This window comes from Streptomyces sp. NPDC028907, from assembly GCF_055564995.1.
This window is the reverse complement of sequence record NZ_JBVHVE010000011.1, coordinates 247,831-261,252: the sequence shown is the minus strand read 5'-3', so window position 1 is coordinate 261,252 and position 13,422 is coordinate 247,831. Positions and strand designations below refer to the sequence as shown.

Annotated in this window: 12 protein-coding genes; 5 read left to right on the top strand and 7 right to left on the bottom strand. The window is 70.0% G+C overall.

All coding sequences use genetic code 11. From position 1 onward, the window contains the following. The first annotated feature begins 35 nt into the window (after nt 1-35). The gene (locus ACZ4UU_RS31185) at nt 36-521 is read left to right on the top strand and encodes a nucleoside deaminase (RefSeq protein ID WP_471906724.1); all 486 of its coding nucleotides are present in this window, start codon (nt 36-38) and stop codon (nt 519-521) included. 29 nt (nt 522-550) lie between these two features. Here ACZ4UU_RS31185 and ACZ4UU_RS31180 read toward each other — a convergent pair whose 3' ends face one another. Continuing rightward, nucleotides 551-1,405 carry a GNAT family N-acetyltransferase gene (locus ACZ4UU_RS31180; protein WP_471906723.1) on the bottom strand — a complete coding sequence of 285 codons (855 nt, stop codon included), beginning with the start codon at nt 1,403-1,405 and terminating at the stop codon, nt 551-553. Between the two features lie 202 nt (nt 1,406-1,607). Continuing rightward, a complete protein-coding gene (locus ACZ4UU_RS31175) occupies nt 1,608-2,258 on the bottom strand; it encodes a chaplin (RefSeq protein WP_471906722.1) in 651 nt (216 codons plus the stop codon). Nucleotides 2,259-2,511: 253 nt separating this feature from the next. Between ACZ4UU_RS31175 and ACZ4UU_RS31170 the strand changes: the two genes are divergently transcribed. Further along, nucleotides 2,512-3,414, top strand: a complete 903-nt coding sequence (locus ACZ4UU_RS31170; RefSeq protein WP_471906721.1) for an aminoglycoside phosphotransferase family protein — start codon at nt 2,512-2,514, stop codon at nt 3,412-3,414. A gap of 135 nt (nt 3,415-3,549) precedes the next feature. On the opposite strand, the gene ACZ4UU_RS31165 is transcribed toward ACZ4UU_RS31170, so the two are convergent. The 3 genes from ACZ4UU_RS31165 to ACZ4UU_RS31155 are packed head-to-tail and all read right to left on the bottom strand — an operon-like array spanning nt 3,550 to nt 6,028. Continuing rightward, nucleotides 3,550-4,404, bottom strand: coding sequence for an IS5 family transposase (locus tag ACZ4UU_RS31165; protein ID WP_471906720.1), 855 nt, complete (start codon nt 4,402-4,404; stop codon nt 3,550-3,552). A gap of 58 nt (nt 4,405-4,462) precedes the next feature. Further along, on the bottom strand, nt 4,463-4,891 hold the full coding sequence (locus ACZ4UU_RS31160; protein WP_471906719.1) for a RacP protein: 429 nt from the start codon (nt 4,889-4,891) through the stop codon (nt 4,463-4,465). A gap of 3 nt (nt 4,892-4,894) precedes the next feature. Continuing rightward, the gene (locus tag ACZ4UU_RS31155) at nt 4,895-6,028 is read right to left on the bottom strand and encodes a DUF6192 family protein (protein ID WP_471906718.1); all 1,134 of its coding nucleotides are present in this window, start codon (nt 6,026-6,028) and stop codon (nt 4,895-4,897) included. Nucleotides 6,029-6,718: 690 nt separating this feature from the next. Between ACZ4UU_RS31155 and ACZ4UU_RS31150 the strand changes: the two genes are divergently transcribed. Beyond that, the gene (locus ACZ4UU_RS31150) at nt 6,719-8,290 is read left to right on the top strand and encodes an alpha/beta hydrolase (protein ID WP_471906717.1); all 1,572 of its coding nucleotides are present in this window, start codon (nt 6,719-6,721) and stop codon (nt 8,288-8,290) included. 64 nt (nt 8,291-8,354) lie between these two features. Beyond that, a complete protein-coding gene (locus tag ACZ4UU_RS31145; RefSeq protein ID WP_471906716.1) occupies nt 8,355-9,452 on the top strand; it encodes a baeRF3 domain-containing protein in 1,098 nt (365 codons plus the stop codon). A gap of 60 nt (nt 9,453-9,512) precedes the next feature. Here ACZ4UU_RS31145 and ACZ4UU_RS31140 read toward each other — a convergent pair whose 3' ends face one another. Beyond that, nucleotides 9,513-9,926: an SsgA family sporulation/cell division regulator gene (locus ACZ4UU_RS31140; protein WP_471906715.1), complete on the bottom strand. Its 414-nt coding sequence runs from the start codon at nt 9,924-9,926 to the stop codon at nt 9,513-9,515. 433 nt (nt 9,927-10,359) lie between these two features. Between ACZ4UU_RS31140 and ACZ4UU_RS31135 the strand changes: the two genes are divergently transcribed. Continuing rightward, a complete protein-coding gene (locus ACZ4UU_RS31135; protein WP_471906714.1) occupies nt 10,360-11,790 on the top strand; it encodes a PP2C family protein-serine/threonine phosphatase in 1,431 nt (476 codons plus the stop codon). A 33-nt stretch (nt 11,791-11,823) separates the two neighbouring features. Here the strand turns inward: ACZ4UU_RS31135 and ACZ4UU_RS31130 are convergent, their stop codons facing one another. Further along, nucleotides 11,824-13,320, bottom strand: a complete 1,497-nt coding sequence (locus tag ACZ4UU_RS31130; RefSeq protein WP_471906713.1) for a DNA-binding protein NsdB — start codon at nt 13,318-13,320, stop codon at nt 11,824-11,826. Between the last annotated feature and the right edge of the window lie 102 nt (nt 13,321-13,422).

Sequence of the window (13,422 nt, the reverse complement as noted above, 5' to 3'; positions counted from 1 at the left end):
GTGGGGATGATCGCGCGCGAGGAGGGCCGTACACCATGGTCGTGAAGGACGTCGAACTCCAACACCTGCGCCGCTGCGTCGCGCTCGCGGCCGAGGCGCTGGAGGCCGGGGACGAGCCGTTCGGGTCGGTGCTGGTGGGGGCGGACGGCGAGGTCCTCGCCGAGGACCACAACCGGGTGGCCTCGGGCGACCGCACCCGGCACCCCGAGTTCGAGCTGGCCCGCTGGTCGGCCGCCCGGATGACGCCCGAGGAGCGGGCTGCCGCGACGGTGTACACCTCCGGCGAGCACTGCCCGATGTGCGCGGCCGCGCACGCCTGGGTGGGGCTGGGGCGCGTCGTGTACGTCGCCTCGTCGCGGCAGCTGACCGGATGGCTGGCCGAACTGGGCGTGCCGGCCGCCCCGGTCCGGCCGCTGCCGATCCAGGAGGTCGCGCCGGACGTCGTCGTGGAAGGGCCGGTGCCCGAGCTGACGGAGGAGGTCCGCGCACTGCACTTCCGGTTCCACCGGCGCGCGGACTGACCGGCCGGCCGGAAGGCGTCCGCTTCCCGCTATCCCAGTTCCAGGGTGGTGACGCCGAAGACCCGTTCCCGGGCATACGGCCGCACCGGCCCCGTGTACATACGGGCGGTCTCGAAGGAGGGGGTGAATCCGGCCTCCTCGGCGAGCGCGACGGCCGCCGGGTTGTTCTCCGGCACGTCGACGGCGACCGTGCGGCCGACCACGTCGGCGGTCAGGGCGGCGAACACGGCCCGGGCGTCCTCGGCGGTGTCGGCGAAGAGCGGGCCGATACGCGGGCAGTCGTGGCCGGGGCGGAGCACGCCGTAACCGGTGACCCGGGAGCCGCTGCGCCGGACCGCGGCATGGTGTCCGGGGCCGGTGAGCCAGTGCTCGACGAAGCGGGGGCGGTCGGCGGGCGTGCAGGTGGCGTCGTAGGCGGTGATGTCCGCGACGTCCTCGGGCCGTACGTCGCGGATGTCCCGCGGCGCCTCGGCGGCGGGCGCGGTTCCGGTGAACCGGACGGTCCGGTGGGCGGACTCGAAGCCGGAGCGGCGGTAGTTGTCCTGCTGGGCGACCACTGCGTCGAGGCCGATCGTGCGGTTCCCGGCGTGGGCCAGGGCGGTCTTCCAGGTGGTGAGGCCGTGGCCACGGCCGCGCAGGTCGGGGCGGACCAGGTAGTGGCCGAGGAAGGCGTAGTCGGGGCCGTGGTTGACGACCGAGATCGCCGAGACGACCTCACCGTCGATCCGGCCGAGGAAGAACCCGTCGGGATCCTGCGCGAAGAACGGCCCGGCGTCGGCGAGCCCCGGGTTCCAGCCCTCTTCGGCGGCCCATCCCTTGACGACCGCCCAGTCGTCGAGGCCGGCACGAGTGACGACGAGGTCTTCGGGGGCCGCAAAGGCCATGGGTGCGCTCCATTCCGTCGGGGGGGGGCCGCGTGCACACGGTGATCGACCGTGCACGCAGCATCCTTTCGGATCACCGGGGCGGGCGTCACGGCGTGATCAAGCCGTTGGGGTCTTCGCCGGGGAACGAGTGGAGGGATGTCCGCATGCCGAAGGCCCCACCGGCCGGTCGATGGGGCCCTCCTCCCGCGCGGGGCGCGGGTCAGCGCACCGCCTGAGGGCGGAAGCGCCGGTACAGGACCGCCCCGCCCAGCACGAGCACCGTGCCGCCCGCGGCGGCGACGAGGGTGTGGTCGGCCCCCGTGTGCGCGAGCGAGCCCTCGGGTCCGCCGTGCGGGACGAACGCGCGCGGCACCGGGCGCGGGTGTGCCCGGGGCGGCGTGGACGGCTTCGGTGCCGGCTTCGTGGTGTGGGAAGGGCCCCCGGAGTCGTTGACCGACTCGTTGCCGGTCGCCGGGTTGCCGATGCCGACGATGTTCACGCTGTTGCCGCTGACGTTCACCGGCAGGTGAACGGGGAGCTGTACGACATTGCCGGACGCGAGGCCGGGTGAATCCTTTCCGCTCCCTTCGGCGGACGCCCCGCCGTGCGACGCGGCGCCCGCCTTGTGGCCCGCGTCCTCGTTGGCGCAGCTGTTGCCCGCCGCCGGGTTGAGCAGCCCCACCACGTTCACGGTGTTGCCGCACACGTTCACGGGGACGTGCACGGGGAGCTGAACGGTGTCGCCGGAGAGCAGCCCCGGCGAGTCGGCCGCGGCACCGTCCGCCGCGGAGTGGGCGTACACCGGCATCGTCACAGCCATCGCGCCCGAGGCGGCGACGGCGATCACACCGTATCGGGTAACCCGTCTCATAGGTTCCCTGCCTTCCAGACATGGTCGCGGGCACTCACCCGCACCGGATAAAACGCAGGCGAACCATCCGAGTTATGGCTTATCGGCCATTCACCCCATCGAGCGTCAGGGTTGTCGAACTAGCGGTAAGTACCTGTTCCTGATCCGAACATGCCAGGCTGGCACCTTCGCTGATCTCTCACAGTGAAGGTCGCTTGGCTAGATCTTCTGGCGAGCGAGAGCCGCTTCGCCTGCCCCAGTACTGTGGCTTCGCATGACCGACTCTGAGATCGAGATCACCGCAGACCTGGTCCGCGAGCTGCTGCAGGAGCAGCATCCGGACCTTGCAGGGTTGGCCATCCGTGAGGTGGCGGGCGGCTGGGGCAACCAGATGTGGCGCCTGGGGGATGAGTTGGCCGTGCGCATGCCGCGCATGGAAGGTGCCACGGATCTCCTGCGCAAGGAGTGCCGGTGGCTGCCTGTCCTGGCTCCGCGTCTTCCGCTCCCGGTTCCGACGCCTGTGCGGATCGGCGAACCGTCCGCGTGCTTTCCGAGGCCGTGGAGCGTGATGACGTGGGTTCGTGGCGAGCCACTGGACTACGCCTCGATCAGTCGTGGCGACCATGCGGCCGACACTCTGGCGGGCTTCCTCAGAGCGCTCCACGTGGAGGCGCCCGCTGAGGGGCCGGTCAGTTCGGACCGCGGTGGTCACCCCAAGGAGTGCACGAGCGGCTTCGAGAAGTTCTTGTATGCCATTGCCCCTGGCGGCTTTTCCGCCGACGTCCGGGCCGTCTGGGAGGTCTGGGACGATGCTGTTGCGGCGCCCGAGTGGGAGGGTCCGCCGGTATGGCTGCATGGTGACCTCCATCCCGCGAATGTGGTCGTCTCGGACGGGACGCTCTCGGGTGTGATCGATTTCGATGCCATATTCGCCGGCGATCCGGCATGGGATCTCGCGGCCGCGTGGCTGCTCCTCCCCGCGGGCGCGGGCTCACGGTTCTTCAAGGTGTACGCGCATGCGGACGAGGCGACGATCCGGCGTGCCCGAGGGTTGGCTGCCATGAAGAGTCTCTTCCTCATCCTTATGGGTCAGAACGGGGAGCAAGGCCTTCCGGGCGGCAAACCGACCTGGGGACCCGCGGGCCGGGCGGCGCTCGATCGTGTTCTGGCGGCGTGATGTGCGGTGCAAGCCTGAGGTCAGGGAATCGGTGTTGCGGAGCCTGGCCAGCTGAACTGCCTAGTGGGAGAGTGGTCTGCGGCCGGGAGACCGGGCCGGTCTGGGTGGAGTTGCCGACCGTGAACTTGAGAACGATCAGTCCCGGTTGGCCTCGCGGGAGGCAGTCTGTCCACTCCTGCGGGAGGATCGGCGGGTAATCCGCCTGGTCATCAGTGTGATCGCGGCCCAGGTGATCAAGGATTCCGAGTGCTGGATGAGCCGTTCGTAGTCGCGGGCGTGACGGCGAGCGTGCATGATCCAGGCGAGCGAGCGTTCGACGACCCAGCGGCGGGGCAGAATGACGAACCCGACGGCGTCCTTGGGACGGCTGATGGTCTTCAGCGTGAGGTCGAGGTGCTTCTTTGCCCAGGTCACGAGCTGTCCGGCATAGCCGGAGTCGGCCCAGACAATGGTGATCTCGGGGTGCATCAGCCGCAGCCGGAACAGCACTTCTTTCGCCGCGTCGCGGTCGGTCATGTCGGCCGGGGTGACCATGACGAACAGCGGCAGGCCCTTGGTGTCGACGACCAGGTGCCGCTTGCGTCCGTTGATCTTCTTCGCGCCGTCGTAGCCGCGCGAGTCACGGCCGACGGTCTCGGCAGCCTTGACGGACTGGGAGTCGATGACGGTGGCAACCGCGCCGGGGGCCCGGCCCATCTCGCGGCGGATGCGTTTGCGCAGCTGATCGCGGATCTGCCCGACGACGCCGGCGGCTGCCCAGCGGGCCATGAAGTTGTAGCAGGTCCGCCAGGGCGGGAAATCGCGGGGCAGCGCGCGCCACTTGCAGCCGGTGTCGACGACGTAGCGGATCGCGTCGACGACCTCCCGGCGAGGGTGCTTCTCAGGGCGTCCCCCCTTGGGGGACTCGCAGGCCGGCGGCGGGAGGAGGGCCTCGATGAGCGCCCATTCGTCGTCGTAGGTGTCGGAGGGGTAGCAGCGGCGCCGGGACAACTCAACCTTCCTTTCGGAAATGGGGGTTGGGGGACGGCTCTGCCGTCCCCCAACCCGGTCAGTTGTCGATGTACTCGGAGATGATGTCGAGGGTGGACTCCACCGAGCTGAGCTGGGTGTTGAGGTGTTTGATCCACCGCCCTTTCGGCTGGAGCGAGGCATGCGGGCCGACGACGGCGGTGATGAACCGGCGGATCTCGGTGAGCTTCTCCCTCACGATCCCGATTTCGTAGGCCTGGAGTTCGACGGTGTCGGTGCAGAAGCGGTAGCCGTCCTTCTTCGTCCAGATCAGGGGAGGCCAGCCCCGTTCGGAGATGATGTCGCGCAGACAGGCCAGGCCCGCGCGGGTCTGGCTGGGGGTCAGCTCGCCGGAGCGGACGAGCTGGGGGAAGGTCAGCCCGGCTGGGCGGGCCTCGAAGAGCACGAACCGGACGGTATCGGCATGCCGCTGGGAGGCCGCCGATCTGCGCTCGGAAGCGCGTGGCACCGCCTATTCGCCTTCGCCTTGCAGGAGCTTGGCCAGTTCGCCGTCGACGTCGACCTTCCCGGTGTCGACGGCCGTCTCGATCCAGTCCAGGGTGGCCCTCACCCGGGCGACGTTCTCGTGGACCAGGACGCGTTCGTCGTCGCCGAGCTGGCGGTCACGCAGGCCCGGGACGGTCCGGCCGGCCGCCGCGACGAACGAGTGGCAGGCGGTGACCAGGTCCAGGAACTCCACCGAGCGATCGATCGCGCGGATCGCCGGGGCGAGCGGGTTGTTCTCCTCGAAGTCCTCGCGGGCCTGCTGACCGCGTTCGACCTGGGCGCGGTTCACCTGGTGACGGGCGGTGTCGTCGCCCATCGCCTTGAACGCGACGTCCGGGCGGCGCAGCAGACCGGTGGTCACTTCCGCAGCGACGCTCTCGTCCCGGGTCAGCTCTTCGACAACCTTCACCTTGTCGGCCTGCGCGACCTTCGCGACCACGGCGGGGCGCCGCAAGATGTCCGGGGCGATCGCAGCGGCGACGTCGTCCTCGCGCGACAGTTCCTCGACCGCCCTCACCTTGTCGGCGGGCTTGACCTGTGCGACCACGGCCGGCCGGCGCAGCAGATCGCCGGTCACCGTCGCCGCGACCTCTTCGTCCTTGGCCAGCGTGTGGATCGCGCTGACCTTCTCCTGCGGTGTGACGGGCTTGACCACCTGACGGCCCGCCCGACGGTTCGCCTCGTCCGGCGTCCACCGCGACTTCCCCTCGGGCGGGGTGGCGATCGCCTCGAACCGCTCCTCCTCGTCCGCGATCCCCGCCAGAATCCGGTGGACCGTGTAGGAGACACCCGCGACCCGGAACTCCTCGGGCCACCGGGACGCCGTCCACCTGGTCTGGTTCACCATCGAGTACGACACCCCGATGTCCTCGGCCAGCCGGAACAGCGACTCCTTCACCGTGAACGGTGGCTCGCTCTTCTCGCTGCCGCCGTACTCGCGCATCGGCTCGACTTCCAGCGCGTAGTCGCCGATCGCGAACTGGATGCGGCTGGCCGTCTCCACCAGCTTCCGCAGCTCGGCCACGATCTGCGCGTACCGGCTCGCGCTGACACTGCCGACCCTGTAACCGTCGCCGGTCTTCTCGATCTGTTCGGGCACGGATCTCACCCCAACCGGCGGGCCGGGCACGGCCGTTGACCGTGACGAGACACGGCCCGCCTCTCGAACCTGAGAGTCAGACCGTAAATCCTATGATCACAATGATTGACCGGGAATGACCGGTATCTGGTCAGAAGTGCGATACGGACGTGTTCGCGCAACGGTCACCGTGACCGTTCGCCGTACGAATCCTTCCGGGCCCTCCAGGCCCTCGTCACGCACCGCCGCGAGCAGTAGGCGGCGTTCGACCGCCGGTCCACCCCCACCACCCAAGTCGCCCCGCAGACCGGGCACTTGGCCAGTCCGTCGACGCCCAGTTCGGCCGCCACCCGTCTCCGCAGCCGGCGGACCCGACGCCACTGCCTGGCACGACACACCGCAGAACAGAACACCGCATCGGGCCGCGCTCCCGGCCTCAGCCGTTCACCACAGCCCCCACACACCCGCTCTCCGGTCCGCCCGGCACCCTCGGACACACAGCCAGCCTAGGCGCCAAGGCTACTCAGAACCGGAGATATGGAACAGGCACTAAAGACTTCCGACGGCGACGCGAGGGGCGAAGGGTAAGTCCGCCCGGGCGATCCCGCACGTCGGGCCGCCCGTGAGCTCCGGAGGCGTGCGTTCCGGGGCCCGCTTATCGTGAGCGGGACGCCGTTTCCCGGTCCGCGACGGGCGCCCCTGGAGGCAACGATGCTGGCCCATCTGTCCACGCTGCCCACGCTGCGGCGCTGCGCCGTCGCCGGCGCGGTCGGACTGGTCCTGCTCGGCACCGGGCTGACGGCGGGCGAGGACAGCGCCGAGTCCGACCTGAGCCGCTTCTACCAGCAGAAGGTCAGCTGGGCGAAGTGCCCGGGCGAAGGCATGCCGAAGGATCTCCAGTGCGGCAAGGTCACCGTCCCCCTCGACTACGCCCACCCCCGGGCGGGAACGCTGGATCTGGCGCTCGCGCGCTACCGGGCCACGGGCGAGAAGCAGGGTTCGGTGCTGCTGAACTTCGGTGGGCCGGGCGGTGCCGGCGTCCCCGAATTCGCCACCGGGGGCAAGGACTTCATGGAGCTGACGGACGGCTACGACATAGTGACCTTCGATCCGCGAGGCGTCGGCAGGTCCTCGCCGGTCAGCTGCGGGGATGCCACCGTGCAGAACGACAGCACGGAGATCGACCGCGATCCGCAGTCCGTCCTCGAGGACTTCAAGAAGGCGGCCGAGACCTGCGCCCGCAACTCCGGGCCGGTGCTCCCCCACATAGGCACGGTCAACGCCTCGCGCGACATGGACGTGATGCGCGCTGCCGTCGGCGACAAGAAGCTCAACTACCTGGGATTCTCCTACGGAACGCGGCTCGGCGCCGTCTACGCGGCACAGTTCCCCGACAAGGTCGGCCGGTTCGTCCTCGACGGCGTGGACACCCTGACCGAACCACTGACGAAGCAGGAACTGGTGGGCGCCAAGGGGCAGCAGAAGGCTCTGGAGGAGTTCATCAACTGGTGTGTGAAGGACATCGGGTGCCCGTTCGGGCAGGACGCCCGCGAGGCCCGCAAGAACGTCGTACGACTGGTCGACTCGCTGGACGCGGATCCGGTGCCGTCGGCCTTCGGTGAGCCGTTCACCGGACAGGACCTCGTCGGCGCCATCGGACAGGCGCTCTACAGCGAGGACTTGTGGGCCTCCCTGGAGCGCGCCCTGGCCTCACTGGTCAACGACGGCGACACCCACGCCATCGAGGCCTTCGCCATGGGTGGGGCCGCCCCTTGGAACCGCGAGGAGACCGAGGACCCCGACGGCGGTCTCGTCGACGAGCAGGACATCCCGCTCGACAACCTGTCCGCCGCGCTGATGGCGATCAACTGCGCGGACGACCCCGACCGCCCCAGCGGCAAGCAGATCATCGCCGGTCTCGACCGGCTGCGCGCCGAGTACGAGGAGGCATCGCCGATCTTCGGGCCGTACCGGCTCACCGGGGTGCTGCTGTGCTACGGCCGCCCCAAGGGCACGGACTTCATCCGCGACGAGGTGAAGGACGTGGACACGCCGAAGATGCTCCTGGTGGGCACACGCGGCGACCCGGCGACGCCGTACCGCTGGACCGAGGAGACGGCGAAGCGGCTCGGTTCGTCGGCCGTGGTCCTCGACAACAAGGGCAGCGGGCACACCGGATACGCCTCTTCCAAGTGCGTGCACCGCAAGGTCGACGCCTTCCTGCTGTACGGCACACTCCCCGCGGACGGAAGCTCCTGCGGGCCCGAGGACAACCGCGAATAGGGCCCGGACCATGAACGGAATTGCCCCTAATGCCCGATCGGTGAATCAGTCCTATCGTGCTGTTATGGAGCACGCACTCAGTCCCACCACCCTCACCGAGCTGCGGCGCCCGCGCCCTTATCCGGCCGTGTCCGTGCTGACGCCCACCCATCGCCGAGAGCCCTACCGGGCCCAGGACCAGGTCCGGCTGCGCAATGTCGTGGCCGAGGCCAAGAAGCAGCTGGAATCCGATCCCTCTGTCACCCGCGAACGACGGGCGGACGTCGAGCGCCAGCTCGACCAGGCCCTCGCCGAGGTCGATCTCACCTACGCCGAGGACGGACTGGTGATCTTCGCCGCCCCCGGCGAGCACCAGGTGTGGTCGCTCGCCCGGTCCGTGCCCGAGCGCGTGGTGCTCTCGGACACCTTCCTCACCCGCAACCTCGTCTCCGCGCAGGCCGCCGAGCGGCCGTACTGGGTGCTGTCGGTCTCGACCGACCGCGTCACCCTGTGGAACGGCAGCCTGGACCGCGTCGCCGCGGCCCGCATGGGCGGCTTCCCGCTGACCCGGTCCGTCGAGAACTTCGACCCCGAGCGCCGGGAGCAGATCGGCGACAGTCCGAGCAAGTTCCGCGACGAGGACACCCGCCACTTCCTCAAGGACGCGGACTCCGCCATGAGCGCGATCCTGCGGGGCAACCCGCGGCCGCTGTACGTCACCGGCGAACCGGCGGCGCTGTCACTGCTGGACGAGATCGGCGGCGTCACCAAGGACGCGGTGCACATCCCGCACGGCGGACTCGCGCACGGCACGCGCGAGGCCGTGTGGCAGGCGATCCAGCCACTGATCACCGCCGAGGACCGCAGGCACACCGACGCCGTGGCACGGGAACTCGAATCCGCCCGTGGCCGCAAGGCGTTCGCGGCCGGCGTCGACGAGGTCTGGCGCAGCGCCCGTGAGGGCCGGGTACGGCTGCTGGCCGTGGAGGAGAACTACCGCATCGCCGTGCGCGGCGAGGACGGCGACCATCTGATCCCGGCCGAGAGCGGCGAGCTCGACGCCCGCGAGGACATCGTGGACGAGATCGTCGAACAGTGCCTGGAGACCGGCGCCGAGGTCCGCTTCGTACCGGACGGCACGCTGAACGACGCCCAGGGCATCGCCGGGGTCCTGCGGTACTGAGGCCGGAGCGACGAGGAGGCGCGGCGGCGGCCGGCCCTGTCGCCTCCTCTCCTCTCTTCCTCACACGCCGCCGAACAGCGCGCTCAGCCCTCGTTCCACGACCGCGCCGAGGTCCTCCTCGCCGGCCGCGACGACCGCGTAGGTGCGCAGCAGGAAGCGGTGCAGGCAGGCCGTGTCGAACTGGAGCAGGGCCATGCCGTGGGGCGAGTGCAGCTCCACGACCGTACGCTCCTGGCCGCAGGGCCAGATGTGCACGTCCCCGTCCCCGGCCGACCCGCGCAGGCCCGCCTCCAGCAGGGTGCGGGCGAAGGTCCAGGTGGCCCCTTCGCCATCGAGGGAGACATCGCCCGGGAAGTCGATGTACACCGCCAGCGGATCCGTCGACGCATAGCGGAGCGTGGCGGGAACGGTGAATTCACGCTCCTCGCCGGTGATGAGCCGGGCACTGGCGGGCTGCTCGAGGGCGATGTCCATGGGCGGTCTCTCCCCTGCGGGTCGACGGTCGGACGGCTTTTGCCGCTGTGCCTTTACGAGCCCGCAGAGGCCCATCGCATTACGTCGAAGCGGATTTCATTTTTGTGATCTGCATCACTTCCCAGGAGTACAACCCCCCGAGCGCCGTCGCCCGCCGCGCCACCACTGGAACATGCGACCGTCGAACACGCGAATGACCGCCGTACAATCGCCGCCACCGACCATCAAAGCGCGTACGCCGCCTACGACTTGACCCGCTCCGCGACGTACGCCATTCGCACCGGACGAGCCTTCCATGGAGACTCTGGCATATGCCAGACGCACCACCGTATCGGGTGTTGCCAAATCCCTTACAGGGAGTCGCGGGCTGTGCCACAGTCGTAACGGTCCTTCCGTCAGCCTTGGTCGTACCGTCCCCGCATCGGAGTGCGTCATGCCGCCCCATCTCTCTGCGGACCGCCCCGCCGCTCAGCCGCCCGGACGCGGCTCGGTCGACGCGCTCATCACGCAGACGCGACGGCTCAAGGGCGACGTCGACGCCGTACGGCGGGACACCCAGAGTGACGGTTCGGACCCTCGGGAACGGTGGCAGCGGGCGTTGTGCGACCTGGCGCTGCACCAGCTCAACGACCTCGACGAGCACCTGGCACAGCTGCGCGACGGCCCGTCCCCCGCCTCCCCGGAAACGGCGGCCACGCCCACCGAACGGGCCGTGCCGCCCGCTCCCCGGCGCGGCTCGTTGCTCAGCCGGGTCGGCAGCGCGGAGTGGAACCTGCTGACGGACGAGGCCAGTTGGTCCGGCGAGCTCTTCGAGATCCTGGGGCGCGACCCCGCCACTCCCCCGCTCACCCTCGACGAGCTGCCGTCCCTGGTGCTCGACGACGACCGGCGGCGGCTGACGGCGATGGTCACGGACTGTCTCATCGACGCCAAGCCCATCGACGGCGAGTTCCGGATCGTACGGCCGGACGGTGAGGTCCGGACCGTGCACATGATGGGCGAGCCCGTGCTCGACACTGACGGCAGCACCGCCTCGATGTGGGCGGTGCTGCGCGACGTCAGCGAACTGCGCCGCAGCCAGCGCACCGTGAGCGAGACCCGTGACTCGCTCCAGCGCCACCGGCACCACGCGCAGAGCGAGCACCGGCTCGCGGTCGAGCTGCAGGAGGCCGTGCTGCCGCCGTGGCGCGGCTCCCTGCGGCTCCCGCACCAGGGCCCGAGCACACTGGATCTCGCGGCGCACCATCTTCCGTCGTCCACGAGCGCGCTGATCGGCGGCGACTGGTACGACGCGCTCGAACTGGCCGACGGAGCGACGCTGTTGAGCGTCGGCGCCCTCACCGGTCACGGCGTCGCCGTGGCCTCGGGCATGGCGACCCTGCTGGGCGCCGTGCGCGGCATGGCGATGGCCGGCACCCACCCGGGGCAACTGATGTCCTGGCTCAACCAGTTACTCGACGCCACCGTCCAGCCGGCCCTCGGCAGCGCCGTCTGCTGCCGCTACCGGCCCGAGAGCCGCACCCTGACCTGGGCACAGGCCGGACACCCCGCCCCGCTGCTGTTCCGCGACGGGACGGGGCGCAGGCTGAACGCGCCGGCCGGCGTCCTGCTCGGCGCCACCTCGGGTGCCGTCTACGCACAGGCCGAAGAGACCCTCGAGGTGGGCGACCTGCTCTTACTGCACACCGATGGACTGGTGCCGGGGCACAGCGGAGCGGACTCCGTGAACCGTCTCCTCGACCTCGCCCCCCGCCTCGGCGGGGCACACAGCGCACAGGACTGCGTACGGCTGGTCGTAGAGGAGTTCGGTGAGAGCGAGCGCGAGGACAATGCCTGTGTGCTCGTGGCCAGGGTGACGTCCTAGTACTCCCGCGTATCGGTCGGGCGCACCGTCCCCCTATGCCTGTGCGCTGTTGCCACTGCCCGACTTCCTCGGCTTGGGCAGCGCCGACCGGATCTCCTCCCGCAGTTCGTTGATCCTCGGGTAGCTGGAGTACTCGGCGGTGAGCCGGTACATCTGGCGCAGCCGGTCCCAGGTACGGCCGGACGAGTTCGAGCCCATCGCCATCAGGGCCAGCCGCGCGTACCGGTCGGCCTGTTCGGGGTCGTCCGCGATGAAGCACGCGGACGCCATGGACAGGTTGTCGAAGATCCTTGAGCGCTCCTGTGCGTCGACACGCAGCGCAAGGGCCTTCTCCGCGTAGTGCTGGGCGTGTGCGGCCGCTCCCGGCTCGAACTCCGCCAGCGTCCGGTAGGACAGGGCCTGCATGCCGTACAGGTCCGCCTCGTTGAACAGTTGCATCCAGCTCGGTGGCGGCACGTCGCTCTTGTCGGAGACGAAGAGGTCCTCCGCCTGTCCCAGGGTGCGGCGCATGGCCTGGCCCCTGCCCATCGACGCCTGCGCCCAGGCCTCGATCGTGTGGAACATGGCCCGGGTGCGCGGCAGCACCTCGTCACCGGAGCCGGACTGGGCGAGTTTCATGAGGTCGAGTGCGTCGTCGGGCCGGCCGAGGTGCACCATCTGGCGAGCCGCTCGGGAGAGCGCCTCTCCGGCGCGGGGCCGGTCGCCGCCCTCTCGGGCCGCGTGGGCGGCGATGACGAAGTACTTCTGTGCCGTGGGTTCCAGGCCGACGTCGTGGGACATCCAGCCCGCGAGCACCGCGAGGTTGGCGGCGACGCCCCACAGGCGCCGCTGGAGATGTTCGGGGTGACGGTAGGCGAGCATGCCGCCCACCTCGTTGAGTTGTCCTACGACCGCCTTGCGCTGCAGCCCGCCGCCGCGGGCCGCGTCCCAGGCCCGGAACACTTCTACCGAGCGCTCCAGTTCCTCGATCTCCTGCGACCCGATCGGGGCCGCCTCGTACCGGTCGAACCCGGCTGGGTCGGCGTGCAGAGGGTCGTCGAACTGAGGGGCGTCGGCCTTGAGGGCCGGGTCGGTGTGCAGCCAGTCGTGCATGGCGCTGCTGAGTGCGGATCCCGCGGCGAGCGCGGCACCCGCGCCCACCAAGCCGCGTCGGTTGAGCATGAGGTCCATTCCCGTGAATTCGGTGAGGACCGCAGCCGTCCGCTCGGGCGCCCACGGCACACCGTCGGGATGCTCCACACTCCCGGCGTCCTGCCGTTTCCCCGCACGCCCGTGCCGGACCAGACCGAGGTCCTCGATGGTCACGACACGGCCGAGACGCTCGGTGAACAGGGCTGCCAGCACCCGCGGCACCGGATCGCGCGGGATCTCTCCCATGTCGATCCACCGCCGCACCCGCGAGGTGTCGGTCGCCAGCTGGGGGTGGCCCATGGCCGCCGCCTGCCGGTTGACCTGCCTCGCGAGCTCGCCCTTCGACCAGCCGGCCAGGCCGAACAGGTCCGCCAGGCGGGTGTTGGGTTCTCCGCTCACGTCAAGCCCCCAGGTTCTCGGCTGAGTTGACAGTAGCCCGGTGGGAGGTGCCTCGGGACTATTCGCCAGGGTTCGCCAGGGTGCGCCAGATGGTGTGCCACT